27 protein-coding genes are annotated in these 26,135 nt (G+C 72.7%); 13 read left to right on the forward strand and 14 right to left on the reverse strand.

Annotated elements, in window-relative coordinates; all coding sequences use genetic code 11:
- Positions 1-405: 405 nt before the first annotated feature.
- A complete protein-coding gene (locus tag ACLGIH_RS26745; protein WP_416527835.1) occupies positions 406-1,656 on the forward strand; it encodes a hypothetical protein in 1,251 nt (416 codons plus the stop codon).
- 111 nt (positions 1,657-1,767) lie between these two features.
- Here the strand turns inward: ACLGIH_RS26745 and ACLGIH_RS26750 are convergent, their stop codons facing one another.
- On the reverse strand, positions 1,768-2,181 hold the full coding sequence (locus ACLGIH_RS26750; protein ID WP_416527836.1) for a VOC family protein: 414 nt from the start codon (positions 2,179-2,181) through the stop codon (positions 1,768-1,770).
- 268 nt (positions 2,182-2,449) lie between these two features.
- On the opposite strand from ACLGIH_RS26750, the gene ACLGIH_RS26755 reads away from it, so the two are divergent.
- From ACLGIH_RS26755 to ACLGIH_RS26765, 3 genes are all read left to right on the forward strand, one after another.
- Positions 2,450-4,048, forward strand: a complete 1,599-nt coding sequence (locus ACLGIH_RS26755; RefSeq protein ID WP_416527837.1) for an ABC-F family ATP-binding cassette domain-containing protein — start codon at positions 2,450-2,452, stop codon at positions 4,046-4,048.
- A gap of 335 nt (positions 4,049-4,383) precedes the next feature.
- The gene (locus ACLGIH_RS26760; protein ID WP_416527838.1) at positions 4,384-4,605 is read left to right on the forward strand and encodes a helix-turn-helix domain-containing protein; all 222 of its coding nucleotides are present in this window, start codon (positions 4,384-4,386) and stop codon (positions 4,603-4,605) included.
- 143 nt (positions 4,606-4,748) lie between these two features.
- Positions 4,749-5,570: an enoyl-CoA hydratase/isomerase family protein gene (locus tag ACLGIH_RS26765; protein WP_416527839.1), complete on the forward strand. Its 822-nt coding sequence runs from the start codon at positions 4,749-4,751 to the stop codon at positions 5,568-5,570.
- A 176-nt stretch (positions 5,571-5,746) separates the two neighbouring features.
- On the opposite strand, the gene ACLGIH_RS26770 is transcribed toward ACLGIH_RS26765, so the two are convergent.
- On the reverse strand, positions 5,747-6,511 hold the full coding sequence (locus tag ACLGIH_RS26770) for a nucleopolyhedrovirus P10 family protein (protein ID WP_416527840.1): 765 nt from the start codon (positions 6,509-6,511) through the stop codon (positions 5,747-5,749).
- An 87-nt stretch (positions 6,512-6,598) separates the two neighbouring features.
- Here ACLGIH_RS26770 and ACLGIH_RS26775 point away from each other — a divergent pair, with 87 nt between their 5' ends.
- From ACLGIH_RS26775 to amaP, 5 genes are read left to right on the forward strand one after another with little or no spacing between them, the layout of a single operon-like run.
- Entirely contained in the window at positions 6,599-7,084 is a 486-nt protein-coding gene (locus ACLGIH_RS26775) for an Asp23/Gls24 family envelope stress response protein (protein ID WP_416527841.1), read from the forward strand.
- A 22-nt stretch (positions 7,085-7,106) separates the two neighbouring features.
- Positions 7,107-7,289: a hypothetical protein gene (locus ACLGIH_RS26780; RefSeq protein WP_416527842.1), complete on the forward strand. Its 183-nt coding sequence runs from the start codon at positions 7,107-7,109 to the stop codon at positions 7,287-7,289.
- Positions 7,286-7,669, forward strand: a complete 384-nt coding sequence (locus tag ACLGIH_RS26785) for a hypothetical protein (RefSeq protein ID WP_416527843.1) — start codon at positions 7,286-7,288, stop codon at positions 7,667-7,669. Before ACLGIH_RS26780 ends, ACLGIH_RS26785 begins: the two co-directional genes overlap by 4 nt.
- Positions 7,666-8,352, forward strand: a complete 687-nt coding sequence (locus tag ACLGIH_RS26790) for a DUF6286 domain-containing protein (RefSeq protein WP_416527844.1) — start codon at positions 7,666-7,668, stop codon at positions 8,350-8,352. The genes ACLGIH_RS26785 and ACLGIH_RS26790 overlap by 4 nt, the downstream gene beginning before the upstream one ends.
- Positions 8,349-8,936, forward strand: a complete 588-nt coding sequence (gene amaP, locus ACLGIH_RS26795; RefSeq protein WP_416527845.1) for an alkaline shock response membrane anchor protein AmaP — start codon at positions 8,349-8,351, stop codon at positions 8,934-8,936. Before ACLGIH_RS26790 ends, amaP begins: the two co-directional genes overlap by 4 nt.
- Before the next feature lie 210 nt (positions 8,937-9,146).
- Here amaP and ACLGIH_RS26800 read toward each other — a convergent pair whose 3' ends face one another.
- From ACLGIH_RS26800 to ACLGIH_RS26840, 9 genes are all read right to left on the reverse strand, one after another.
- Positions 9,147-9,902, reverse strand: coding sequence for an SDR family oxidoreductase (locus ACLGIH_RS26800; protein WP_416527846.1), 756 nt, complete (start codon positions 9,900-9,902; stop codon positions 9,147-9,149).
- 5 nt (positions 9,903-9,907) lie between these two features.
- Positions 9,908-11,722, reverse strand: a complete 1,815-nt coding sequence (locus ACLGIH_RS26805; protein ID WP_416527847.1) for a glycoside hydrolase family 15 protein — start codon at positions 11,720-11,722, stop codon at positions 9,908-9,910.
- Positions 11,723-11,738: 16 nt separating this feature from the next.
- Positions 11,739-12,635, reverse strand: coding sequence for an SURF1 family cytochrome oxidase biogenesis protein (locus tag ACLGIH_RS26810; protein ID WP_416527848.1), 897 nt, complete (start codon positions 12,633-12,635; stop codon positions 11,739-11,741).
- 47 nt (positions 12,636-12,682) lie between these two features.
- Positions 12,683-12,916, reverse strand: coding sequence for a hypothetical protein (locus tag ACLGIH_RS26815; protein ID WP_416527849.1), 234 nt, complete (start codon positions 12,914-12,916; stop codon positions 12,683-12,685).
- A 104-nt stretch (positions 12,917-13,020) separates the two neighbouring features.
- Positions 13,021-14,007, reverse strand: a complete 987-nt coding sequence (locus ACLGIH_RS26820; protein ID WP_416527850.1) for a DEDDh family exonuclease — start codon at positions 14,005-14,007, stop codon at positions 13,021-13,023.
- A 125-nt stretch (positions 14,008-14,132) separates the two neighbouring features.
- The gene (locus tag ACLGIH_RS26825) at positions 14,133-15,149 is read right to left on the reverse strand and encodes a CopD family protein (protein ID WP_416527851.1); all 1,017 of its coding nucleotides are present in this window, start codon (positions 15,147-15,149) and stop codon (positions 14,133-14,135) included.
- A 112-nt stretch (positions 15,150-15,261) separates the two neighbouring features.
- On the reverse strand, positions 15,262-16,641 hold the full coding sequence (locus ACLGIH_RS26830) for a CoA transferase (RefSeq protein ID WP_416527852.1): 1,380 nt from the start codon (positions 16,639-16,641) through the stop codon (positions 15,262-15,264).
- 128 nt (positions 16,642-16,769) lie between these two features.
- Entirely contained in the window at positions 16,770-18,284 is a 1,515-nt protein-coding gene (locus tag ACLGIH_RS26835) for a S8 family serine peptidase (RefSeq protein ID WP_416529483.1), read from the reverse strand.
- A 50-nt stretch (positions 18,285-18,334) separates the two neighbouring features.
- The gene (locus ACLGIH_RS26840; protein ID WP_416527853.1) at positions 18,335-19,867 is read right to left on the reverse strand and encodes a S8 family peptidase; all 1,533 of its coding nucleotides are present in this window, start codon (positions 19,865-19,867) and stop codon (positions 18,335-18,337) included.
- 266 nt (positions 19,868-20,133) lie between these two features.
- Between ACLGIH_RS26840 and ACLGIH_RS26845 the strand changes: the two genes are divergently transcribed.
- From ACLGIH_RS26845 to moaA, 3 genes are all read left to right on the forward strand, one after another.
- Entirely contained in the window at positions 20,134-20,490 is a 357-nt protein-coding gene (locus tag ACLGIH_RS26845; RefSeq protein WP_416527854.1) for a DUF485 domain-containing protein, read from the forward strand.
- Complete coding sequence (locus ACLGIH_RS26850; protein WP_416527855.1) at positions 20,487-22,124, forward strand: solute symporter family protein; 1,638 nt, start codon at positions 20,487-20,489, stop codon at positions 22,122-22,124. The genes ACLGIH_RS26845 and ACLGIH_RS26850 overlap by 4 nt, the downstream gene beginning before the upstream one ends.
- Positions 22,125-22,345: 221 nt before the next feature.
- Complete coding sequence (gene moaA, locus ACLGIH_RS26855; RefSeq protein ID WP_416527856.1) at positions 22,346-23,335, forward strand: GTP 3',8-cyclase MoaA; 990 nt, start codon at positions 22,346-22,348, stop codon at positions 23,333-23,335.
- A gap of 40 nt (positions 23,336-23,375) precedes the next feature.
- Here the strand turns inward: moaA and ACLGIH_RS26860 are convergent, their stop codons facing one another.
- Positions 23,376-23,597 carry a hypothetical protein gene (locus ACLGIH_RS26860; protein WP_416529484.1) on the reverse strand — a complete coding sequence of 74 codons (222 nt, stop codon included), beginning with the start codon at positions 23,595-23,597 and terminating at the stop codon, positions 23,376-23,378.
- A gap of 220 nt (positions 23,598-23,817) precedes the next feature.
- Complete coding sequence (locus ACLGIH_RS26865; RefSeq protein ID WP_416527857.1) at positions 23,818-24,216, reverse strand: DUF3099 domain-containing protein; 399 nt, start codon at positions 24,214-24,216, stop codon at positions 23,818-23,820.
- A 261-nt stretch (positions 24,217-24,477) separates the two neighbouring features.
- Between ACLGIH_RS26865 and ACLGIH_RS26870 the strand changes: the two genes are divergently transcribed.
- The gene (locus ACLGIH_RS26870) at positions 24,478-24,753 is read left to right on the forward strand and encodes a GlsB/YeaQ/YmgE family stress response membrane protein (protein WP_416527858.1); all 276 of its coding nucleotides are present in this window, start codon (positions 24,478-24,480) and stop codon (positions 24,751-24,753) included.
- A 77-nt stretch (positions 24,754-24,830) separates the two neighbouring features.
- On the opposite strand, the gene tyrS is transcribed toward ACLGIH_RS26870, so the two are convergent.
- Positions 24,831-26,096: a tyrosine--tRNA ligase gene (gene tyrS / locus ACLGIH_RS26875; protein ID WP_416527859.1), complete on the reverse strand. Its 1,266-nt coding sequence runs from the start codon at positions 26,094-26,096 to the stop codon at positions 24,831-24,833.
- Between the last annotated feature and the right edge of the window lie 39 nt (positions 26,097-26,135).

Raw genomic sequence — 26,135 nt, forward strand, 5'->3', positions numbered from 1 at the left:
ACCGGCGCCGGACCGGCCGTGGGGCAGGGCCCTCCGGCCGGGACCGGGGCTTCCGGCGGTTCCGGACGCTCGGACAGACCCGCACGGGGCAGCGCGCGGGTCTCTCCAGCTGCCGACACCGCCGTTCCGTTTATCGCCGTACCACTGGCCTGTTCGCGCCCCCCGCCGCTCTCCGGGCCCCTGCGTCGGCCATCCCCGTCGCCCCTCGTGACATTCCGTTTGGGTTTTCGGACCGTCAACCGGAAGACTGCCCCCGTGACGTCCCGTATCCCGCGCGACTCCAGGCTCCGACTCGTCCGCCCGCGACCCCTGGCCGCCGCCCCCAGAGCGATCGACCAGCGGCGCCCACGCCGCCATGCACCGCGCCCCCCGGAGGGCACACCGGCACGGTCGGAGCTGGCCAGAATGGCGCGCTCCGGCCTGGCCGGTGCCGTCCGCGTCGCCCGCTGGGCGGACGCCGTCCTCGGCCCCGGCAGCGAGGCCGGGACCTGTGACGGCAAGGCCACCCTGTCCGACGAAACGGCCGAACGGGCCGGGCGGGAGCTGGGACTGACCGCCGCTCAGGTGCGCGCCGACTGGGACACCGCGCGGCTCGCCGGACTGGTCGAGGTGCACGGCGACAGCGCCCGCCCCGGCTGGCGGCTGCGCGCCTGGGACCGCGACGACAGCGCCGTGCTGCGCGGCTGGGTCGCCCTCTTCGACGCCTGGTCGCTCGCCCACCCCGAGCCCGACGGCCACGAGCCCGCGGCCGTCGCCGAGGTCGTCTCGGCCATGCCCCAGGTGCTCTCCTTCCTCCAGCTCTCCGCCGGACCCGTCCCCGTGGCCCAGCTGCTCGACCTGCTCCAGCAGCGGGTCACCGAACTGCGCACCGAGCGCTGCGAGGTCCCCTACGGCGCCGGCGTCGATCCCCTCCCGGAGGCGCCCCGCGACGACGCGGCCCTCGCCCCGCTGCTCGACTGGGCGCTGCACGCCCTGGCCGCCGTCGGCGCCCTGACCTGCGGCGAGGGCCAGGCCACGCTCACCCCGCTGGGCAGCTGGGCGGTCTGGGTCAAACTGGAGCAGATCTGCGTCGCCGCGCAGAGCCCCGCCGGGAACATCGAGCGGTCGGCCGAGGACATGCTCCGCGGCTGCGCCCAGCTCCGCCCGAACGCGGCCCGCGCCGAATACCGCGCCTGGCTCGCCGCCCGCCCCGTCGGCAGCGCCGTCACCGAACTCCTCGCCGCCGCACGCGGCGAGGACGCCCTGCTGCGCGGCCTGGCCTTCGAGGCGCTGCGCGTCGTCGGCGCCCCCGCCGAGCCCGAGGTCCGGGCCGTGCTCGACGAACCGACGCTCAGGCCGTACGCGCTGCTGTGGCTGGCCGAGCACGACGGGGCCGACCCGGAGGACGCCCACGAGGCCCTCACCCGCCGGGAGGCCACCTGGCTGTGGGTCGACACCGCGGCCGCGGTCGCCGACCACGGTGAGGCCCCCATGCTCGTACGCCATCTGGAGTCCGCCGTGCAGCCGACCGTCCCGGCGCTGCTCGACGAGGTGCGCGCCGTCGGGCACCCGCGCACCGTGCAGGTCCTGGTGGCGCTCGCCGCCGCGCACCCGGACCCGGCCCTGGCCAAGGCCGTGCGCCGGGCCGCCTTCCAGGTGCACACCGGCGGCAGCTGAGCCGCCCGGCCCGGCACACGGGCCGATTCTGTGAACCGCCGGTCCGGCGCCGGACCGCCGGTCCGGCGCCGGACCCGGGCGGGATCGGCTCAGGCGCGGATCCGGCGCGGATCAGGCGCGGATCTCGGGGGCGTAGGTCCCGAAGCTCCAGATGTTCCCCTCCAGGTCCCGGGCCATGTAGTCCCGCGAGCCGTAGTCCTGGTCCGTCGGAGGCATCAGGATCTCCGCGCCGTGCTCCGCGGCCCGCCGGTGATGCGCGTCGACGTCGTCCACCACGACGTACGTCCCCGCCGGACCCGCGCCCTTCATCAGTTCGTCGAAGCGGCTGCCGGTGCCCTTCGAGCCGAGCATCACCGCGCCGTTGCCCAGCGACAGCTCCGCGTGGGCCACCTTGCCGTCCTCCCCCTCGTAGACGGCCAGCTCCGTGAAGCCGAAGGCCTCCGTGAGCTGCCGGATCGCCGCCTTCGCGTCCGTGTACAGCAGTGTCGGGTACATGCTCGGGCGGGTGCCGTCCGTGCCTGCCATGCCGATCACTCCCTCGTGAGTCGGTCCCGGAAAGTCTGGTATCCAGCGTCTCGCCAGTCTTGCACCCGCCACTGACAACGGCCCGCGAGGACGGAACCCGGAAAAAGCGCTTGCACGCCCCCGTTAGACTGGCTCCATGGCCATTCTCCTCGCGCATTAGACGGCGGGTACGCCCGCCCGTCGCCCGCCGCCACCCTTGCGACGGCGCGCTTCGCGCGGCATCTCTCTGACCGCCCATCCCGCCACCCACCCGCCCTGGAGTCTGTCCGTGATCTCCGCCTCCGGCATCGAGCTGCGCGCCGGTGCCCGCGTTCTCATCGAAAGCGCCACCTTCCGCGTCACCAAGGGTGACCGCATCGGCCTGGTCGGCCGCAACGGCGCCGGCAAGACCACCCTCACCAAGTGCCTCGCCGGTGAGGGCATCCCCGCCGCCGGCACCATCACCCGCTCCGGCGAGGTCGGCTACCTCCCGCAGGACCCCCGCACCGGCGACCTGGACATGCTCGCCCGCGACCGCATCCTCTCCGCGCGCGGCCTCGACGTCCTGATCCGCAAGATGCGCGACAACGAACAGCGCATCGCCAACGGCAAGGGCGGCACCCGCGAGAAGGCGCTCAAGCAGTACGAGCGCCAGGAGACGGAGTTCCTCACCAAGGGCGGGTACGCGGCCGAGGCCGAGGCCGCCACGATCGCCGCCGCGCTGAACCTGCCCGACCGGGTGCTCGGCCAGCCCCTGCACACCCTCTCCGGCGGTCAGCGCCGCCGTATCGAACTGGCCCGGATCCTGTTCTCCGACGCCGACACGCTGCTGCTCGACGAGCCGACCAACCACCTCGACGCCGACTCGATCATCTGGCTGCGCGACTACCTCAAGACCTACCGCGGCGGCTTCATCGTGATCTCCCACGACGTCGACCTGGTCGAGACGGTCGTCAACAAGGTGTTCTACCTGGACGCCAACCGCGCCCAGATCGACATCTACAACATGGGCTGGAAGCTCTACCAGCAGCAGCGCGAGGCCGACGAGAAGCGCCGCAAGCGGGAGCGCGCCAACGCCGAGAAGAAGGCCGCCGCGCTCCATTCGCAGGCCGACAAGATGCGTGCCAAGGCCACCAAGACGGTCGCCGCGCAGAACATGGCCCGGCGCGCGGACAAGCTGCTGTCCGGCCTGGAGGCGGTACGCCAGTCCGACAAGGTCGCCAAGCTGCGCTTCCCGGAGCCCGCGCCCTGCGGCAAGACCCCGCTGATGGCCGAGGGCCTGTCGAAGTCGTACGGCTCGCTGGAGATCTTCACCGACGTCGACCTGGCCATCGACAAGGGCTCCCGGGTCGTCATCCTCGGCCTCAACGGCGCGGGCAAGACCACCCTGCTGCGGCTCCTCGCGGGTGTCGAGCAGCCCGACACCGGCGCCGTGGTCCCCGGTCACGGCCTCAAGCTCGGCTACTACGCCCAGGAGCACGAGACCCTCGACCCCGACCGCACGGTGCTGGAGAACATGCGCTCCGCCGCGCCCGACATGGACCTGGTCGAGGTCCGCAAGGTGCTCGGCTCGTTCCTGTTCTCCGGTGACGACGTCGACAAGCCGGCCGGCGTGCTCTCCGGCGGCGAGAAGACCCGTCTGGCGCTGGCCACCCTGGTGGTGTCCGCGGCGAACGTGCTGCTGCTCGACGAGCCCACCAACAACCTCGACCCGGCCAGCCGCGAGGAGATCCTCGGCGCCCTGCGCACCTACAAGGGCGCGGTCGTCCTGGTCACCCACGACGAGGGCGCCGTGGACGCGCTCCAGCCGGAGCGGATCATCCTGCTTCCGGACGGGATCGAGGACCTGTGGGGCTCCGACTACGCGGATCTCGTCGCCCTGGCTTGATCGAATGGATGATCCACTGAGTATGGATCATTCGGCCGAGCCGTGATCCACCATCTGTGTGAGATCTCCTCGTACCGAGGTGTGTCCTACATCCATTTTCGCGGCCGAGCCCTCCCCGCCGGAGGCTCGGCCGCTCCGCCTTTCTGACCTGGAACTTCACGAAAGAACCCGTTCGGCGGTACGCACCCGATCCATCGGAATTCTGGCTTCCGCATGTGGGGACTCGCTCCTGTCGTCACATCCCTGTCTCATCGACCTTGCCGAATGGGTGGCCATGACGGCCCGGAGGGGTGATCATGAGGAGACCAGAGCGCACTTCCCATGAGGAGGCACGGGTGGCCGAGACTCTGAAGAAGGGCAGCCGGGTGACCGGCCCCGCGCGCGAAAAGCTCGCGGAAGACCTGAAGAAGAAGTACGACGCCGGTGCGAGCATCCGGGCGTTGGCCGAGGAGACCGGCCGCTCGTATGGCTTCGTGCACCGCATGCTCACCGAGTCGGGCGTCAATCTCCGCGGACGTGGCGGGGCGACCCGGGGCAAGAAGGCTCCAACGGCCTGATCCCCGGGTGGCCCCTCGGCTCCGATGGGTGGCCACCCGGTCGGCCGACCGGTCGGCCGGGTGGTTACTGTGCAGTCACTTAGGGATGCCGTACGGACGCCCGTACGGCACAGAGGACTGCCGCACCCCATCGGAGGCGCCCCATGGTTACGCCCGCCCAGGACCACGGTCTGGAAGGACCCGAAGGCTCCGTACTCGACAAGGACGGCGTGCGGCTCACCGTCGACGACGCGATCGCCACGGTGACGCTGACCAACCCGGCCAAGCGCAACGCGCAGAGCCCCGCCCTGTGGCGGGCGCTCACCGAGGCCGGGCGGCTGCTGCCGGGCTCCGTCCGGGTCGTCGTGCTGCGGGCCGAGGGGAGGTCCTTCTCGGCCGGGCTCGACCGGCAGGCGTTCACGCCCGAGGGCTTCGACGGCGAGCCGTCGTTCATCGACCTCGCGCGTGGCGGGGACGCCGAGCTGGACGCGACCATCGCCGAATACCAGGAGGCGTTCACCTGGTGGCGGCGCAGCGACATCCTGTCCATCGCCGCCGTGCAGGGGCACGCCATCGGGGCGGGCTTCCAGCTCGCTCTCGCCTGCGACCTGCGTGTCGTCGCCGACGACGCGCAGTTCGCCATGCGCGAGACCGGCCTCGGCCTCGTCCCGGACCTGACGGGCACCCATCCGCTCGTCGGCCTGGTCGGGTACGCCCGCGCGCTGGAGATCTGCGTGACCGGGCGGTTCGTCCAGGCCCAGGAGGCCGTCAGCACGGGCCTGGCCAACCTCGCCGTGTCCGCCGACCAGCTCGACGGCGCGGTACGCGACCTGGCCTCGGCGATCCTGGCGGCGCCGCGCGACGCCGTGATCGAGACCAAGGCACTGCTCCAGGGCGCGCGCGACAGGGACTACGAGTCCCAGCGCACCGCGGAACGCGCCGCCCAGGCCCGCCGCCTGCGCGACCTGGCCGGACTCGGCGAGTAGCACCCGCCCCGAAAGCCGGAGACCCGCCGCCGGCCCCTCCCGCGTCGAGGGAGCCGGCCGCGGGCGCCGCCGTCGTGCGCGGGGCCGCCTTCGCCCCGGTGACGGTGCAGGCGATGGGCCGGCGGGTGGGCGGGCCGCCGGGGCCTGCCGCACCGCCGGCGGGCCGTCCGGCCGGGTCAGTCGACGGCCGTCACCAGCACCGCCACCGACGGGTGGTCCGGAAGGGCGTCCCGCACCGCGGTACGGACCCGGCGGGCCACCTCCACGGCCCGGTGATCCCTGCCCACCGCGCACTCCAGCCGGACGTGCCGGTGCGGCAGGGCCGTGCCGTCGGACCGTTCCTCGATGGTGACCGCGCGGCCCAGCGCGCCCGTCAGCCGGGTCACGCCCGGTACCGCCAGCGCGGCGCCGGCCGCCCGGCCCGCGTCGCCCTCACCGTCGTGCCCCATGTCGTCGTGCCCCGTGTCGCCGTCGTGCCCCGTGCCGCGGTCGCCGCGTTCCGGCGCGTGCCCCGGCTCCGGGCGCCCGGCCGGCGTCGGCTCGGAGTCCAGCAGCGTCGTCACCCGCAGGTCCACGTCCGTGACCGTCAGCCCGAGCCGCGCCGACGCCGCGCCCGCCAGGGCGATGCGCAGGCGAGCGGTCGTGCTCGGCAGTGGCTCGGACATGGTCGCCGCGACCTCGGCCGTCATCCGCAGCGACCCGGGCGCCAGGGCGCTCGGAGGCGGCGGTACGACCGGGTCGTGCGCCTCCCGCGGGTCCGCGAGGGCGATGCGCAGCCCGTCCACCCGTACGCCCGCCACGTCGCGCACCGCGCCGAGCAGCACCTCCCGCGCCGCCCGCTCGGCGATCCACGCTCCGTCCCGCGGGCCGCCCAGCGGCAGGAATCGCCCGAGCCCCAACTGTTCCCGCACCGCTTGTGTCCACCGGTCAGCCGTCGTCATTCCTCCAGCCTGCCGCATCCCCGGCGCGCAACCGCGCAACCGCACTTACCGTGGTCGCAGGACGACGACCGAAAGGGACGTACGGCGATGAGTGAGACAACTGAGCGGGGCCGGTCCGGGCAGGACATGTCGGAGGGCTCGAGCCCTGGCAAGGGGCAGTCCGCCAGGCGCGGGGGAGGCGACCCCGGGACCCGGGGACGGACCACCATCGCGGACGGGGTGGTGGAGAAGATCACCGGAATGGCGGCACGCGATGTCGTCGGTGTGCACGCCATGGGCAGCGGGCTGTCCCGCACCTTCGGCGCGGTGCGCGACCGCGTCCCCGGCGGCACCAAGTCGGTGTCGCGCGGTGTGAAGGCCGAGGTCGGCGAGAAGCAGACCGCCCTCGACCTGGAGATCGTCGTCGAGTACGGCGTGTCGATCTCCGACGTCGCCCGGAACGTGCGGGAGAACGTGATCGCCGCGGTCGAGCGGATGACCGGGCTGGAAGTCGTCGAGGTCAACATCGCGGTGAGCGATGTGAAGCTGCCCGACGAAGAGGACGAGGAGGAACAGGAACCGCGGATCAAATGACCCGACGTAAGGAGAGCCCATCATGAACAAGGCCGTGGTCGGCTTGATCGCCGGAATGGCCCTGGGTTTCGCCGGGTACTTCGGCGGATTCGGCGCCTTCCTGCTGGTGGCGGCGCTGGGCGCCGTCGGTTTCGTCGTCGGCCGGTTCCTCGAGGGGGACCTGGAACTCGGCGACTTCTTCCGTAGTCGCGACAGCCGGCGGTGACCGGGGTGAGCAGCGCGGCCGGTGACCTCCACGCGCCGGCGGGAGTCGTGCCGCCGGGCGAGCGCGGAGCGACACGGATCGCCGACCGGGTCGTCGCGAAGGTGGCGGCCCAGGCGGCGCGCGAGGCGGTGGGCCGGCTCCCGCCGGACGCCGCACGCCCTCACGCGACCGTGGCCGTGCACCACGACACGGCCCGCGTCCATGTCCACCTCGACCTCGACTATCCCTGCGACATCGGCGCCCGCTGCGGCCAGGTGCGTCGCCAAGTCGTCCAGCGGGTACGCGCGTTGGTGGGCATGGCGGTGCCGGAGGTCGCCGTCCAGGTGGAGCGCCTGCACCTGGCGCCGGGGCACGGCGCCGGACAGGGGAGGACCGAATGAGCGAACCCCACGAGGACACCGGCAGCACGCGACGGCTGCCGGTGCTGGAGAAGGAGTCCGGAGCGCAGCCGCCGCCCCCGCCCCTGCTGGAGGGAGACGGCGACCGCGGCGGTGACGGCGGTGGCCACGGCAGCGGTGGCCGCGCCGGTCGCTTCTGGTCGGCCCGCCGGGTCCCCGCCGGCCTGGTCGCACTGCTGCTCCTGGCCGTCACCGGCGTCTTCCTCTACGACGTCGTCGCCGTGCGCGCCGGCCGGAGCGCCTTCGCCTGGCGCAAGGAACTGGCCCGGCAGCTGGCCGAGCGCCCGCTCGACGACACCTGGGTGCTGGTCGGCGCGGGCGTCGCCGCCGCCCTCGGCCTGTGGCTGCTCCTGCTGGCCGTCACACCCGGCCTGCGGGACCTGCTGCCGATGCGGCGCACCCATACGGACGTACGGGCCGGGCTGCACCGCGACGCCGCCGCCATCGTGCTGCGCGACCGGGCGATGGAGGTCGCCGGGGTGCAGTCGGCGCGGGTCCGGGTGCGCCGCAGGAAGGCCCGGGTCCGCGCGGTGTCGCACTTCCGGGAACTGGACGACGTACGCACCGAGCTGGACACCACCCTGGCCGACGCGGTGACGGGGCTGGGCCTGGCCCGGCCGCCCGCTCTGTCGGTACGGGTGACCCGGCCCGGACGGAAGGGATGAGGGCCGTGCTCGGAACCGTCAATCGTGTGCTGCTCGGGCTCGTGGGCCTGGTCCTGCTGGTCCTCGGCGGCTCCGTGCTCGCCGTCGGGCTGGGCGCCCCCGCGCCCTCCTGGTGGATCCACCAGGGACGCGACGACGTGCTGCTCAGCGACGCCGAGCGGACTCGGTGGCGGGACGCCGGCTGGTGGTGGCCGGTGGTGATCGCCGCGCTCGCCGTCCTGCTGCTGCTCGCCCTGTGGTGGCTGGCCGCGGTGCTGCGTCGCCGCCGGCTCGCCGAGGTGCTGGTCGACACCGGCGACGGCGAGAGCGCAGCGCTGCGCGGACGGGCGCTGGAGAGCGCGCTCGCCGAGGAGGCGGGCCGGCTCGACGGCGTCGATCGGGCCCGCGTCCGGCTGACCGGGCGGCGCCTGGCCCCGGAGAGCCGCGTGTGGCTCCGCCTCGAACCGCACGTCGACCCCGGCACCGCCCTGGACGGCCTCGCCACGCACGCCCTCGCCCACGCCCGCGGCGCCACCGGCCTCGCCGCCCTGCCGGCGGAGGTCCGGCTCAGCGGCGTCAGGCATCGGGCGGAGCGGGTCAGCTGAGGGTCCCCGGCCGCCGGGCCGGAAACGGAGCCGATCCCCTGTCCGGGGCCCGGCGCCCGGGGGCCCGGCCCGGTGGGCCTCGGACTCCGGTGACTCCGGGCGGGCCGTGTCCCCGGCCCGGCTCCGTGTCCCCGGCCCGGCTCCGTGTCCCCGGCCCGTGAGACCCATGGCGGGCCCCGGGGATCGAGCGGTCCCCGTACCCGGCCCGGTCTAGAACCCGTGCCGTACGCCGCCGTCCACCGGCAGCATGATGCCCGTCAGGTACGACGCCGCCGGGGACAGCAGGAACGCCGCCGCGCGGCCGAATTCGTCGGGCATCCCGTACCGGCGCAGCGGAATGCGCGACTCGGCCTCCGCCCGGGTCGCCTCCGGATCGGCCGACAGACCGTCCAGCTCCCGCACGCGGTCCGTGTCGATGCGGCCCGGCAGCAGGCCGACGACGCGGACGCCGCGCGGGCCCAGTTCGTCCGCGAGGGACTTGGCGAAGCCGGCCAGCCCGGGCCGCAGCCCGTTGGAGATGGTCAGCCCCGGAATCGGCTCGTACACCGAGCCCGACAGCACGAAACCGATGACGCCTCCCGCGTCCAGTTCGGCCGCCGCCGCCCGGGCGAGCCGCACCGCACCGAGGAAGACCGACTCGAACGCGGCCTGCCACTGCTCGTCGGTGTTGTCGGCGACGAACCCCGGCGGTGGCCCGCCGACGCTGACCAGGACGCCGTCGAAGCGGCCGAACCGCTCCCGCGCGGTGGCGATCAGCCGGTCGGCGGCCCGCGGGTCGGCGTTGTCGGCGGCCACGCCGACCGCGTCCGGGCCCAGCGCGGCGGCCGCGTCGGCGGCGCCCTTCTCGTCCCGGCCGGTCACGACCACCTTCGCGCCGTCGGCGACCAGCTCGCGCGCGGCGGCGTTGCCCAGCCCGCGGGTGGCCCCCGTGACGACGTACACCCGGTCCTTCAGTCCAAGATCCATGGCCCCTATCCTGCCCCCTCGTCCCCGTACAGGGCGAGGGCGGTGTGCACCAGGCCGATGTGGCTGAAGGCCTGCGGGAAGTTGCCCAACTGGCGGCTGGCCACCGGGTCGTACTCCTCGGACAGCAGCCCCACGTCGTTGGCGAGCCCCACCAGCCGCTCGAACAGCTCCCGGGCCTCCTTGGTCCGGCCCGCCATGTGCAGGGCGTCCGCGAGCCAGAAGGAGCACACCAGGAAGGTGCCCTCGTGGCCCGGCAGCCCGTCGACGCCGTCCAGGGTGCTGTAGCGGTGCACCAGGCCCCCGCTGGTCAGTTCCTGGGCGATCGCGTCGATGGTGCCGACCACCCGCGGGTCGTCCGGCGGCAGGAAGCCGACCCGGGGGATGAACAGCAGCGCGGCGTCCAGCTCCCGGGAGCCGTAGTACTGGGTGAAGGTGTTGCGCTCCGGGTCGTAGCCGTTCTCGCACACGTCGCGGTGGATCTCGTCGCGCAGGGCCCGCCAGCCCTCCAGGTCGCCGCCCAGCTCCGGGTGGTCCTCCAGGGTGCGCACGGCCCGGTCGGCGGCCACCCAGCACATCACCTTGGAGTGCACGAACTGGCGCCGCCCGCCGCGCACCTCCCACAGCCCCTCGTCCGGCTCCCGCCACGCGGTGCGCAGGAAGCCCATCAGGGCGCGCTGCAGCTCCCACATCTGCGGCTTGGGCGGCATGCCCGCCCTCCGGGCCAGCGAGACGGTGTCCATCACCTCGCCGTACACGTCCAGCTGGACCTGGTTGACGGCGTCGTTGCCGATCCGTACGGGGCGCGAGCCGGCGAACCCGGCCAGCCACGGCAGCTCGTACTCGGGCAGCCGGCGCTCGCCCGCCACGCCGTACATGATCTGCAGGTCCGCCGGGCTGCCCGCGACCGCGCGCAGCAGCCAGTCGCGCCAGGCCTCCGCCTCCTCCAGGTAGCCGGCCGCCAGCAGAGCGCTCAGGGTGAGCGTGGAGTCGCGCAGCCAGCAGTAGCGGTAGTCCCAGTTGCGCACGCCCCCCAGTTCCTCGGGAAGCGAGGTGGTGGCGGCGGCCACGATGCCGCCGGTCGGCTTGTAGGTGAGCGCCTTCAGGGTGATCAGGGAGCGGACGACGGCGTCCCGGTACGGGCCGTCGTAGCGGCAGTGCGCGGCCCAGGCCCGCCAGTCGGTGACGCTGTGGTCCAGGGCCTCGTACGGGTCGATCGGCGGGGGAGGCGGTTCGTGCGAGGGGTGCCAGGTCAGCACGAACGCGACCTTCTCGCCCGCGGCCACGGTGAACTCCGCGTGCGTTCCGAAGTCCTCGCCCCAGGTGCGTACCTCCGGCGTGCTGTACAGCCACGCCGAGTCCGGTCCGGCGACCGCCACCCGCATGCCGTCGGTCCGGCGCACCCAGGGCACGATCGAGCCGTAGTCGAAGCGCAGCCTGAGCACGCTGTGCACGGTCACCTCACCGCGCAGGCCCTCCACGACGCGGACGACGTCCGGGGCGCGGTCGCGCTGCGGCATGAAGTCGGTGACCCGGACCGCGCCGCCGTCGGTCTCCCACTCGGTGTCCAGGACGAGAGTGTCGCGGCGGTAGGCGCGGCGGGTACAGCGCTCGGCGCCCTTGGGGGCGATGCGCCAGTGGCCGTTGTCCGCGTCGCCCAGCAGCCTGGCGAAGCAGGCGGCGGAGTCGAAACGGGGCAGGCACAGCCAGTCCACGGAGCCGTCCGTGCCGACCAGGGCCGCGGTCTGCTCGTCGCCGATGATTGCGTAGTCCTCGATACGGGGATGCACGGGTTTCCGTCTTCCCGACCAGTGACGGCGCAATCTCCGCGGGGGGCGGTCACCCCGTCTGCTGCCCCGTCCGCACCGTCGTCGCCGTCTCCGCGGCCGAAGCCGGCGCCGCCCGGCTCTCGGTCTCCGTGGCCTCGGTCTCCCCGGCCTCGGTCTCCGTGCCCACGGTTTCCGTGCCCTCGGCCTCCTCCTGGGCCTTCTCCGCCCGCTCCCGGGCCTCGCGGCGGGCCAGGAAGAACCAGCCGACGGGGACGGCCGCCGCGAACAGCCACCACTGGACCGCGTACGCGTAGTTCAGCGCGGCGTCCTCGTCGCCGGGCCTGCCGATCGGCTCGGGGAGGGCGCCCTTCGGCTCGGGCGCCGTCAGCACGATGTAACCGCCGAGCACCTCGGCGTCCAGCCGCGCCGCCTCCTGCTCGCTGTTGATCAGCATGATCTGCCGCTCCGGCAGGCCCTCGAGGTCCTTGATACCGCTCGCGGCGGTCGTCTCGTCGGGCATCAGCCGCCCGGTGACGGTCAGCTCGCCGCCGGGCGGCGCGGGGATCTCGGGGAACGCGGTCTGGCCGGCGTCGCTCGCGGGAACCCAGCCCCGGTTGACCAGCAGGACCCTGCCGTCGTCGAGGACGAACGGGGTCAGGACGTGGTAGCCGACCTTGTCGTCGCCGTTGGTGCGGCGGCGGACGACGACCTCGTCGTCGGTGTCGAAGCGGCCCGTCGCGGTCACGCTGCGGTACCGCTCGTCACTGGTGACGGTGTGGCCGGGCGAGGTCAGCCGCTCCACGGGTACCGCCCGGGCGTCCAGCGCCTCGGCGACCAGCTCGTTCCGGGCGGTCCGCTGCTCGTAGCGGTCCATCTGCCAGAAGCCCAGCCTGATCATCGTGGGGATGAGGAGCAGGGCGACCAGTGTGAGGATCACCCACTGCCGGGACAACAGGAAGCGGTACACCCCACGACGGTACAACTCGGTCGCGGGGTGCTCGCACGGGGGTGCGGTCAGACGCGGTCGACGATTCCCGCCTTTCCCTCGGAGCGGGCGCAGTGGGCGCCGCAGTACCAGTGGCCCTCGACCTCGACGCCCTGCCCGATGATCTGCACCCGGCAGTGCTCGCAGATGGGGGCCATGCGGTGGATCGCGCAGGAGAAGCAGTCGAAGACGTGCACCGCGCCCTGCGCGTGCACCTCGAAGGTCATGCCGTAGCTGTTGCCGCAGACTTCACATGTCGCCATGCGCCACAGGGTGAGCCGTCGCCGCGGCGCGGGCGAGCGGGCGTCGGGCGAGTCGCCCGGTAATCACCCGTCCGTACGGGTTTCACCCCGTTCGGCCTCCCGGCTCACCCGTCCGCCGGCTCGACGTCTCCCAGCAGCTGCCCGAACGCCGCCTCGTCCACCACCGGCGTCCCGTACTGCCGTGCCTTGACCACCTTCGAGGTGCCCGAGTCCGGATCGTTGGTGACCAGCAGGCTGGTCAGCCGGGACAGGCTGGTCGCCACGTGCAGCCCGGCCTCCGTCGCGCGGTCCTCCAGCAGCTCCCGCTCGACCGACGTGTCACCCGAGAAGGCGACCCGCATGCCCTGCTTGAGGCGTTTGCCCTCTTCGTACCGGCCCGGGTTGGGATAGGGGCATGCGGGCCTCTTGCGGGAGGGGCGCCAACCGCCGGGCCGATAGCCGCCGTAGCCCGCCTGCCGGCCGATGAGCGGTGCGGGGCGGTCCGACCACTCGGTCAGCGGACGGCACTCGTGCAGCGGCAGTCTGAGCCCGCCCGCCGCCGCCGCGCGCAGACTCGGCCGGAACGCCTCGGCCAGCACGCGCGCGTCGTCCAGCGCGTGGTGCGCCCGCCGCTGGACGACGCCGAAGTGCGCGGCGAGCGACTCCAGCTTGTGGTTGGGCAGCGGCAGGGCCAGCTCCTTGGCGAGCGCGATGGTGCACAGCCGCTGGCGCACGGGAGCCTCGCGCTCCGCGCGTGCGTACTCGCGGGCGATCATCTGCCAGTCGAAGACGGCGTTGTGCGCGACCAGCACCCGCCCGTCGAGCCGGCCCGCGAACTCCTCGGCGACGTCCCGGAAGAGCGGCGCCCCTTCGAGCACGTCGCTCGTCAGACCGTGTATCCACACCGGGCCCGGGTCCCGCTCCGGATTGACCAGCGTGTACCAGTGGTCCTCGACCTCGCCGCGCGCGTCCAGCCGGTAGACGGCCGCCGAGATGATGCGGTCGTCGCGGGCCAGGCCGGTGGTCTCCACGTCAACGACCGCGTATCCCTGCGGATACGCGGCCGGCCACGCTGTGGGGGAGGACGCTGCGGTCGTCTGGTCTTCGAGCATGGTCACTGAGGATACGGGCCGCGACTGACAACCCCGTTCCGCAGGGGCCACGCCCGCATCGGTTCCGTCGGTCCTTCCGTCAAGTCCGGCCCGGCGCGCGGTCCTTGCCGCGGGCGCTCACGCCGTCACCAGCGGATCGGCAGCGGAAGGGCCGTCAGCAGGCCCGACACGGCGACCACCGCGCCCAGCACGGCCACCTCCGCGCGGGCGGGGGAGCAGGCGGCCAGCGGGTCCGCCCCGCGGCTCAGCCGGAGCCGCGCGCACAGGGCGAGGGCGGCGACGGCCGCCACGAGGAGCACCTTGGCGAGCAGTACGCGGCCGTAGGCGGTGGCCGTCAGCTGGTCCACGATGGTGCCGGGCGGCATCCGGCGCAGCGAACTGCACACGCCCGTCGCGGTGATGGCGGCGAGCAGCACGGCCGCCACGCGCGCGTAGAGCCCCAGCAGGGCCGGTCCCGCCTCGGCGCCGTGCCAGTGCCGCAGCGTCCGCAGTGCGTGGAGCAGACCGCCCACCCACAGCGAGGCACAGGTCAGATGGATGAGCGTCAGCCCGGAGCCGATCAGCGGGCTGTACCCCGTCGGCGGGTGGGCGCGCAGGGCCTCGGCGGCCACGACGGCGGCCAGCGGCCAGACTTGGGTGCCGGGCCGGCGGGAGACCGCGCACAGGCCGGCCACGAGGAACGCGTTGACCTCCAGCAGCGCGAGCTTGCCGTCGCGGGACGCGTACAGGCCACCCGCGTCGATCTCGGCGAGGCTGCCCGGCACCAGGTTGCCCGTCGCCACCACCGAGGCGAGGGCCAGCGCGGCGACGAATCCGGCGACCGCCGCATGCGGGGACCAGCTGCGGGGCCGGTTCCGGGGAGCTCCGGGCAGGGACCGGGCGAGCCGGTCGACGAACAGCTCGCCGGCCGGGACGGCCAGCGCCGCGAACAGCACCGTGCGCAGCAGGGCTATGCCACCGGTGCCGGGAGCGGCGGCCTCCCCGGTGCCGTGCAGCGCGGGGGACGGGCCGAACAGGGGTATGAGCGCCCCCAGTGCCACCAGCACCAGCACGGCCGCGGCCCGGCCGATGCCCGTACCGGAACGCGGCCGCGCGTGCCGGCCGGTGTCGGGCACCCGGGACGTGGGTCTTATCAAGGTCACCTCAAGATCTTCACCAGCTCCACCAGAACGGGGCAAGTTCAGGAAAACAACTGGCGGTACGGCATTCCGCCCATGGGTACGCCTTCGGCCGCCCCGGACCGCGGTACGGCCCTCACAGCCACCGCGCGGCGTCCGACCCCCAGACCCCCGGCGGCCGGGCCCAGTCGGCCGGACCGCCGGTGAAGGACACCGGCGGCAGGGCGTACCGCAACCGTCCGATGCCGGAGTCCCGCTCGGCGAGCCACTCCCCAGGTCCCGGGCGGTCCGTGCCGCCGGCGTCGTCCGGCCGGACCTCACCGGCCGGCCGCGGCGCCGCCAGCCACGCCGCCGTACGGGCCAGCGCCACCCCGACGTACCGGCTGCCGCCCTCGGCCGTCTGGTCGGTCAGCGCCCGCAGTACGCCCGCGGCCAGCAGATAGCCGCTGCCGTGGTCGAGGGCCTGTGCGGGCAGCGCCCCCGGCCGCTGCGGCGTCCCCTCGGCGACGGCGATCCCGGTGGCCGTCTGCACCAGGCTGTCGAACCCGCGCCGGCCCGCCCACGGCCCGGACGTCCCCCACGCCGACAGCTGCGCCACGACCAGGCCGGGCCGCCGCTCGGCCAGCGCCTCGGGAGACAGGCCGAACCGGTCGAGCGCGCCCGGCCGGTATCCGGTGACGACGACGTCCGCCGCCCCGAGCAGCTCCTCGAACACGGCCCGGTCGGCGGCGAGGTCCAGCCGTGCCGACCGCTTCCCGAAGCCGGTGTCGGCGTGCTGGCCGGGCAGTTCCGGCGACTGCGGGGCGTCGATGCGCAGGACGTCCGCGCCTTGCAGGGCGAGGGTTCGGGTGGCGACCGGGCCCGCGATGACCCGGGTCAGGTCCAGGACGCGTACGCCGGCGGCGGGCAGCAGGGGAGCGGTGGGGACCGGCGGGAAGGCACGCGCGCGTGCCGGGCCGAGCCGGCCGCGTTCCACCAGTGGCCGGGCCGCCACCGCCGCACCCTGCTCGTGGGCGGCCCACTCCTCGGGCGTGCGCAGCGCGACGGCCAGGCCCCCGGCCGCGTACACGGCCTCCTCGGTCCGCGTGGCGGACCGTTCGGCGAGGGCCGACTCCACCGCGCAGACGTCCCCTGGCACCCCCAGTGCGGCGAGCAGCCGCTCCCGGTGGTGCGGATAGTTCGCGTGCGTCCGCACCCACCCGTCCGCCGTCCGCCAGAACCGCGACAACGGCGCGAACGTCTCCGCCGCCTGCCCGTCCACCAGCAGATGCCGCTCACTGGTGAACGCCGTCGCGACGGCGGCGTCGTCCACCTGTACGGCGGGTGTGTCCCCGTCCCCGGACCGTCGTGCCGCCAGCTCGGCGCCCGCCAGCGCGCAGGCACCCACCGAGGCCCGCGCCGCCTCGCGCACCGGAAGGCGTGCCGAAAGCGCGTTCTCCCGGGCCACCGTGGTGACCCGGGAGAGCAGGGCGGGGTCGCCGCCCAGAGCGGACCAAGCGGACTCGATGCCAGTCATGACTGCACTATGCAGTATTGACCGAGTCAATGTCCGAGGTGTCCGACCTCAATAGGCGGTGTCCGGCCTCAACAGGCGGTGCCCCGCCTGGTGTCCTGTCTCAACAGGGCAGGACGGACGGTCGGTGCTTATCGCGTGACGGCGTCCAGCGCGTCCGCCATGCCCCAGCCGTAGAAACCGTTGCGGTTCTTCGGGCCCTCGCACACCGCGTCCACCTTGCCGTCGCCGTCGATGTCGTACGGGTCGGTGCACGCCGTGGCGTCGGCCTCGGCGTACAGCAGTGCCTTCACCATGGCCGGCGGAGCGTACGGATGCGTCGACTTGATGAGCGCGGCGACGCCCGCGACATGCGGCGACGCCATCGACGTACCGGCCATGTAGCCCCACCTGCCGCCGGGCAGCGTGCCCAGGATCAGCCCGCTGGTCGCGGGCGGCTCCGGCCTCTGGTACGCCGTCGAGTCGCCGCCGGGGGCCGCGATGTCGACGACGCCCCGGCCGTAGTTGGAGAACGACGACTTCAGGCCCTTGGCGCCGGTCGCCGCGACCGTGACGACACCCGGCAGCTGGGTCGGGATGTCCAGGCACTCGGAGGGGTCGATCACCCGGTCCGAGGGCGTGGAGTCGTTCGGGGAGACCGGGTCGGTGATCTCGTCGGCCGCGAGGTCGTAGTTCTCGTTGCCGGCCGCCGCGACGTTGACCGCGCCCTTCTTCTCCGCGTACCGCGAAGCCCGCGTGACCGCCTCGACCAGGGCCTTCTGGTCGGGGTCGTTCTTGCAGTTGAAGTACCACGGGTCGGTGTAATAGCTGTTGTTGGTCACGTCGACGCCGTGCTCGGCCGCCCACATGAACCCGCACACCACGGCCTCGGTGTAGAAGTAGCCGTCCGGGTTGGACACCTTGATGCCGGAGACCTTCACACCGGGCGCGACACCCGTCATGCCGATGCCGTTCTTCGCGGCGGCGATCTCACCGGCCACGTGCGTGCCGTGCGGGCTCTCCCCGGCCCCGGGCCGCCAGGCGCCGTCGCTGGTGTCCGGCTTGCCCGAGACGCAGTTGACGGAGGCCTCGCGGTCGAAGTTCGGCGCGATGTCCGGGTGGGTGTCGTCGACGCCGGTGTCGATGACCGCGACGGTCACCTCGCTGCTGCCGAGCGACTTCTCGTGAGCCCGGTCCGCCTTGATGGCGGGCAGGCCCCACTGGAGGGGCTGCAGCGGGTCCTGGCCCTCCACGGCCTCGGCGGCGGCGATCTCCTCCGCGCCGAGCACCTTCGGCGTGCCCATGTCCGTCGTGGCGGCCGACGGCAGCGGTGCCGTGCGGGTGGCGCCGGCCGATGCCACGCCCGGCACCTTGCGGACCGTCTTGGCGAAGTCCGGGTTCGGCGAGTGGACGACCACCACGCCGATCCGGTCGTACGACGTCACGATCGTGCCGCCGGCCTCGGCGATCGCCCGCTTCACGCGGTCCGAGGGGCCGTGCCCGGCGCGGACGTTGACGACATGGCTGAACGAGGTGTCCGCCGCCGTGCCGGACGGGGCCGGTGCGGCGGCGGCCGGGGTGCCCGGCAGGAGCGCGAAGGCCGTCACCGCGGCCAGTCCGGCCGGAAGCACCAGGGCGCGGCGGTGCCGCGGGCGGAACGCTGTCACGTGCGAGGTCTCCCGTTCGTCCGAGGTGCGGGGATTGCGGGCCATGGCGGTCACTTCACCGCCTTGAGGGCGTTGACGATGCCGGCGCCGTAGAAGCCGTTGCGGTACTTGCCGCCCTCGCACACCGCGTCCTGGGTGCCGTCGCCGTCCTGGTCGTAGGAGGCCGGGCAGGCCTGCTCGTCCGCCTGCACCTTCAGCAGCGCCTGCAGTGCGGCCGGGCGCAGCCACGGGTACCGGGACTTCAGCAGCGCGGCGACGCCGGCGGCGTGCGGCGAGGCCATCGAGGTGCCCTGGAGGAAGGCGTACTCGTTGTTGGGCATGGTGGACAGGATCCGGCCGTTCTTCGACGGCGTGTCCGGGATCTGGTACTTGCGGTCGCCGCCCGGCGCCGCCACGTCGACGACGCCCCTGCCGTACGTGGAGTAGTACGACTTGATGTTCTGCACGCCGGTCGCGCTGACCGTCACGACGCCGGGCAGCTGGGTCGGCAGGTCGAGGCACTCGCTCGGGTCGATGGTCCGCGTCACCGGCGTGGAGTCGTCCGGGCTGGAGTCGTCGACGATCGCGTCGGAGGCCAGGTCGTGGTTGGAGTTGCCCGCCGAGGCCAGGTGGAGGGTGCCCTTGCGCTGGGCGTACAGCTGGGCACGGTTGACGGCGTCGACGATCGCCCGCTGGTCGGGGTCGTCCATGCAGTTGTACAGCCACGGATCAATGTAGTAGCTGTTGTTCGTGATCTCGACGCCGTGGTCGGCGGCGAACACGAACGCGCAGACGACGTTCTCCGGGTAGAAGAGCCCGTTGTGCGGGTCGCTCACCTTGATGCTGGACACCTTCACGCCCGGCGCGACACCGGCCACGCCGACGCCGTTGCGGGCGGCGGCTATCTCGCCGGCCACATGGGTGCCGTGGTAGTCGTCGTCGGTGTACGGCCGCCAGGCGCCCTCGCTGGTGTCCGCCTTGCCGCCGACGCAGTTCGCCGACTGGGCGGCGGAGAAGTTCGGGGCGAGGTCCGGGTGGGTGTCGTCGACGCCGGTGTCGATCACGGCGACCGTGACCTTGTCGCTGCCGGGGTTGATCTTCGCGGCCTTGTCGGCGCCTATCGCGCGCAGGTCCCACTGGTCCGCCTCGAGCGGCTCCATGTCCGGCGCGGACGCCTCGGCGGCCCGCGCGGCCTGCTCGTCGGTCAGGAACTCCGCCGCGCCCGCGTCCGTCGTCCCGGCGGCGACCAGCGGCGCGGTGCGCGTCGCACCCGCCGACTGCACCCCGCGGACCGCGCGTATCTCCTTGCCGAAGTCCGGGTTGGACGAGTGGACGACGATCACGCCGATCCGGTCGTACGTGATCACGACACTGCCGCCGGCCGCGGCTATCGCCTTCTTCACCGACGCGAGTGTGCGGCGGTCCGTCTTGGTGTTGACGACGTACGCCAGCTCCGGCGCGTCGGAGGCCTCGGCCACCGGCTGGGTGCGCGGCACGGCCGACGCGGACGCCGGCAGGGAGCCGAGTGCGCCGAGCGACACGGTCAGCGACAGCGCGAGCGGCACCGTGAGGGCGAGCCGGCGTCTGGAAGGCAGATGAGCCATGGGGTCTCCACATCATCCGGAAAACGGGACCGGCCCGAGACACAGGTGGTGCTCGGGCAGGTACATGACGGGTGGTGCAGGGTGAAGCTATCCCCCGCGGTCCCTGGCCAGCAATGACTTCCCGAAGGTGACTTGGGAAAGTGGGCCGGATGTTGAACCGGTGCCCGCGGACCGCCGTGTCGTTGGGCAGGGAGCCCGAGCACGACCGGCCCCCTGCGAGAAAGACCGAGGTAACCGCCGTCATGTCCGTCGTACGAGGAGACTCCGTGGCCGCCGACGCACCGCCCCCCTCGAAAGAGCAACACCGGCTCCCCTCCACCGAGGAGTTCACCGAGGTGCAGCAGAGCGCTGAGTTCGGTGAACTGCGCCGCTCCTTCCGCTCCTTCGCCTTCCCCCTGACGATCGCCTTCGTCGCCTGGTACCTGCTCTACGTCCTGCTGTCCAACTACGCGGGCGGCTTCATGGGCACGAAGCTGTTCGGCAACATCAACGTCGCCTTCGTCTTCGGCATCGCCCAGTTCGTCACCACGTTCCTCATCGCCTGGTGGTACTCGCGGCACGCCGCCGCGAAGCTCGACCCCAAGGCCGAGGCCATCAAGTCCCGGATGGAGGGCGGCGCATGAGCCCCGCACAGCACACCGTTCTCGCCGTCGACCTCGCCGCCAACGAGGCCAGCGAGCACCGGCCGCTCATCATCACCCTGTTCGCGCTGTTCGTCGTCGCGACCCTCTTCATCACCGTCTGGGCCGGCCGCCAGACCAAGGACGCCGCCGACTTCTACGCGGGCGGCCGGCAGTTCAGCGCGTTCCAGAACGGGCTCGCGGTCTCCGGCGACTACATGTCGGCGGCGTCCTTCCTGGGCATCGCCGGCGCCATCGCCCTCTTCGGCTACGACGGCTTCCTCTACTCCATCGGCTTCCTGGTCGCCTGGCTGGTCGCGCTGCTCCTGGTCGCCGAGCCGCTGCGCAACTCCGGCCGCTACACCATGGGCGACGTCCTCGCCTACCGGATGCGCCAGCGCCCGGTCCGCACCGCCGCCGGCACCTCCACGATCGTCGTCTCGATCTTCTACCTGCTGGCCCAGATGGCGGGCGCCGGTGTCCTGGTCTCGCTGCTGCTCGGCATCACCTCGGACGCCGGCAAGATCCTCATCGTCGCCCTGGTCGGCCTCCTGATGGTCGTCTACGTCTCCATCGGCGGCATGAAGGGCACCACCTGGGTGCAGATGGTCAAGGCCGTACTGCTCATCGGCGGCACCATCCTGATCACCTTCCTGGTGCTGCTGAAGTTCAACTTCAACATCTCCGACCTGCTGGGCACCGCCGCCGAGAACAGCGGCAAGGGCGCCGCCTTCCTGGAACCCGGCCTCCAGTACGGCGGCAGCGGCACCTCCAAGCTGGACTTCATCTCCCTCGGCATCGCCCTGGTGCTCGGCACCGCGGGCCTGCCGCACATCCTGATCCGCTTCTACACCGTGCCCAACGCCAAGGCCGCCCGTAAGTCCGTGAACTGGGCGATCGGCATCATCGGCGCCTTCTACCTGATGACCATCGCGCTCGGCTTCGGCGCCGCGGCGCTCATCTCGCAGGACGAGATCATCGCGTCCAACCCGTCCGGCAACACGGCCGCGCCGCTGCTCGCCCTGCATCTGGGCGGTGTCGACTCGGCCTGGGGCGCGATCCTGCTCGCCACGATCTCGGCGGTGGCCTTCGCGACCATCCTCGCCGTGGTCGCCGGCCTCACCCTGGCCTCGTCGTCCTCCTTCGCGCACGACATCTACGCCAACGTCATCCGCAAGGGCAAGGCCACCGGCGCCGAGGAGGTCCGCGCCGCACGCTGGGCGACCGTCTTCATCGGCGTCGTCTCCATCGCCCTGGGCGCCCTCGCCCGCGACCTCAACGTGGCCGGCCTGGTCGCCCTGGCCTTCGCGGTCGCCGCCTCGGCCAACCTGCCGACCATCCTCTACAGCCTGTTCTGGAAGCGGTTCACCACCCAGGGCGCGCTGTGGTCGATCTACGGCGGCCTGATCGTGGCGGTCGGCCTGGTGCTGTTCTCGCCCGTGGTCTCCGGCGACCCGAAGGCGATGTTCCCCGACGTCGACTTCGCCTGGTTCCCGCTGAAGAACCCCGGCATCATCTCCATCCCGTTCGGCTTCCTCATGGGCTGGCTCGGCACGGTCCTGTCCAAGGAGAAGCCCGACACCGGCAAGTACGCCGAGCTGGAGGTCCGCTCCCTGACCGGCACCGGCGCGCACTGAGCCGTCCGGAAAAGCGGCCTCGTCGTAGCTCCCCGGCGTAGCTCGGTGTAGTGGTTCCGTGTCGTAGTTCCCTACGAAGCGGCCCCGTCGTAGGTCCCTACGACCGGGCCGCTTCGTACGTCGTGGGATCGGGCCGCTGTCGATGTCGGTGGGGTCGCGTAGGCTCGCAGGTGTCGGGGGACAGAAACGCTCCGCCGATCCGCGTCGAGGGAGGGGGCCCAGTGCTCATCGACACCTACGGCCGCGTGGCGACCGACCTGAGGGTCTCGCTGACCGACCGCTGCAATCTGCGCTGCACCTACTGCATGCCCGAGGAAGGCCTGCAGTGGCTGGCCAAGCCTGATCTCCTGACCGACGACGAGATCGTCCGCCTCATCGACATCGCGGTCACCTCGCTCGGTATCGAGGAGGTCCGCTTCACCGGCGGTGAGCCCCTGCTGCGGCCCGGCCTGGTCGGCATCGTCGAGCGTGTCGCCGCCCTGGAGCCGCGTCCCCAGATGTCCCTCACCACCAACGGCATCGGCCTGAAGCGCACGGCGACCGCCCTGAAGCAGGCCGGTCTGGACCGGGTCAACGTCTCGCTGGACACGCTCCGCCCGGACGTCTTCAAGACCCTCACCCGCCGTGACCGCCACAAGGACGTCCTGGAGGGCCTGCACGCCGCCCGGGAGGCCGGACTGACCCCGGTCAAGGTCAACTCCGTCCTGATGCCGGGGCTCAACGACGACGAGGCCCCCGACCTGCTGGCCTGGGCGGTCGAGCACGACTACGAGCTGCGCTTCATCGAGCAGATGCCCCTGGACGCCCAGCATGGCTGGAAGCGCGAGGGCATGATCACCGCCGGTGACATCCTGACCTCGCTGCGCACCCGCTTCGACCTGACCGCCGAAGGCTCGGAAAAGCGCGGCTCCGCCCCGGCGGAGCGCTGGCTGGTCGACGGCGGCCCGCACGTGGTCGGCGTCATCGCCTCCGTCACCCGCCCCTTCTGCTCGGCCTGCGACCGCACCCGTCTGACGGCCGACGGCCAGGTACGCACCTGCCTGTTCGCCACCGAGGAGACCGACCTGCGCGCCGCCCTGCGCTCCGGCGCCCCGGACGAGGAGGTCGCCCGCATCTGGAAGCTGGCCATGTGGGGCAAGAAGGCGGGCGCGGGCCTCGACGACCCGGCGTTCGTGCAGCCGGACCGGCCGATGTCCGCCATCGGGGGCTGACGACGACGGTCAGGGGTGCGAGACCGCACGGACGCGGCCCTCAGCCCTGCCGCTCCGGCCAGTCCTCGAACTTCACGACGTCCTTCAAGAACCCCCGCACCCCCAGGAACTGCGACAGGTGCTCCCGATGCTCCTCGCAGGCGAGCCACGTCTTGCGCCGCTCGGGAGTGTGCAGCTTCGGGTTGTTCCACGCCAGCACCCACACGGCGGCCTCACGGCAGCCCTTGGCGGAACAGATCGGCGTATCGGGATCAGGGACCATCACAGGGCGACCCTAACCCGTTCGGCCCACCAAAAGGGCGACGCCGAGCAGCCACGGGGGGAGCTGCCCGGCGTCGGTCCGTCGCTCCGACGGGGGATGCGGAGCGCGTACGAAGTATGTCACGGGTAACCGCTCGCCCGGCACCGGAACTACATGATTGATCTGAGCTTTTCCTGAGCTTGGCGCGTACGTGACCTTCGTCCGGCCAGTGCCGCCCCGCTCAGGGCCCCTCGCGCGGCTCGCCGCCCGTAGCCGCGCCTGGCCGGGACGCGGCGTCCTCCGGCGCGGGGTCCGTGAAGCCGTCCCGCGGCTGCGACGCCCCCAGCATCGGAGGGGGCGGCGCGGTCACGAACGTGTTCGGCAGCGACGGCGCGTTCTCCCGCCCGGCGTTGGCGATCACCACCGCGATGTAGGGGAGTACCGCGCCGAGCACCAGTGCCACGATCGCGACGTGCCGTTCCACGTTCCACAGCGAGGCCGCGAGGATCACCGACACCGTACGGACCGACATCGAGATCACATAGCGGCGCTGCCGTCCGCGCACGTCCTCCTGGAGGCCCGCCCGGGCTCCGGTGATCCGGAACACCTGGGCGTTGCCGCCGCCGCTCTGCTTCCGCATCACATCTCACCATCCGCCCGCATCGGACCTTCCCCGCCCCGTCCTTCGTCCGCGGCCGCTCGGGGACGGCGGTCCGGGACCCCTCCCACGTTACGCCGCGTCCGCGCCCGCCACGAGACCGGGTCGGGCCCCGCCCGCACGGGTCCCGTGCGCCGGACCGAGCGGCGCGGTCCCCCGGCCGGGCGTACCCGGCATGCGCCATTCGCGGTACGGCCCGAGACTGGCGGAAATGCTCACGTAGACCCGTACGAGGAGGCAGCCATGGGCTGGTTGTGGGCGATCATCGTCGGATTCGTACTCGGTCTGATCGCCAAGGCGATCATTCCGGGAAAGCAGCACAGTCCGCTGTGGCTGACCACCATCTTCGGCATGCTCGGAGCGATCGCGGGCAACGCGATCGCCCGTGCGGCCGGCGTCGGGGCGACCTCCGGCATCGACTGGTGGCGCCACATCTTCCAGCTCGCCGCCGCGATCGTCATCGTCGCCATCGGTGACGTGCTCTACATGAAGGTTCGCGGCGACAGGCGCAGAGCCTGATCCCGGCCTGGACGGCCGGACCGGCGCACGAGCCGGGGGCGGTCCCGTGACCGGGTACCGCCCCCTGGCGCGTCCGCTCAGCCGGTGACCTCGACCGCGGCCAGGTTCTTCTTGCCCCGGCGCAGCACCAGCCAGCGCCCGTGCAGCAGGTCCTCCTTGGCGGGGACCGCGTCCTCGCCGGCGACCTTGACGTTGTTCACGTAGGCGCCGCCCTCCTTCACCGTGCGGCGGGCGGCCGACTTGCTGGCGACCAGACCGACCTCGGCGAACAAGTCCACGACCGGTCCCGGCTCGGCGACCCGGATGTGCGGCACCTCGGAGAGCGCCGCGGCGAGCGTCCGCTCGTCCAGCTCCGCCAGGTCGCCCTGGCCGAACAGGGCCCTGGACGCGGCCATCACGGCGGCCGTCTGGTCGGCGCCGTGCACCAGCGTCGTCAGCTCCTCGGCCAGCGCCCGCTGCGCGGCCCGGGCCTGCGGGCGCTCCTCGGTCTGCTTCTCCAGCTCCTCCAGCTCCTCGCGGGACCTGAAGGACAGGATGCGCAGGTACGTCGAGATGTCCCGGTCGTCCACGTTCAGCCAGAACTGGTAGAACGCGTACGGCGTGGTCATCTCCGGGTCGAGCCAGACGGCGCCGCCCTCGGTCTTGCCGAACTTGGTGCCGTCCGCCTTGGTCATCAGCGGCGTCGCGAAGGCGTGGACGGCGGCCTCCGGCTCCAGCCGGTGGATCAGGTCCAGTCCGGCCGTGAGGTTGCCCCACTGGTCGCTGCCGCCCTGCTGCAGCACGCAGCCGTAGCGGCGGTAGAGCTGGAGGAAGTCCATGGCCTGCAGCAGCTGGTAGCTGAACTCCGTGTAACTGATGCCCTCGGAGGACTCCAGGCGCCGGGCGACGGAGTCCTTGGTCAGCATCTTGTTGACGCGGAAGTGCTTGCCGATGTCCCGCAGGAACTCGATCGCCGACAGGCCCTGCGTCCAGTCGAGGTTGTTGACCATCAAGGCCGCGTTCTCGCCCTCGAAGGACAGGAAGGGCTCGATCTGGCCGCGCAGCTTATCGACCCAGCCCGCGACGGTCTCCGGCGAGTTCAGCGTGCGCTCCGCGGTCGGGCGCGGGTCGCCGATCAGGCCCGTGGCCCCGCCGACCAGCGCCAGCGGCCGGTGGCCGGCCTGCTGGAGCCGGCGCACGGTGAGCACCTGCACCAGGTGCCCCACGTGCAACGACGGGGCGGTCGGGTCGAAGCCGCAATAGAACGTGACGGGACCGTCCGCGAGCGCCTTGCGCAAAGCGTCCTCGTCAGTGGACTGGGCGAACAGCCCACGCCACTTCAGCTCGTCGACGATGTCCGTCACGGTTCTCGTGTCTCCTAGATGAGCTACAGCGGAAGATGT

This window comes from Streptomyces hamibioticus (genome assembly GCF_047946815.1).
Taxonomy (GTDB): Bacteria; Actinomycetota; Actinomycetes; order Streptomycetales; family Streptomycetaceae; genus Streptomyces.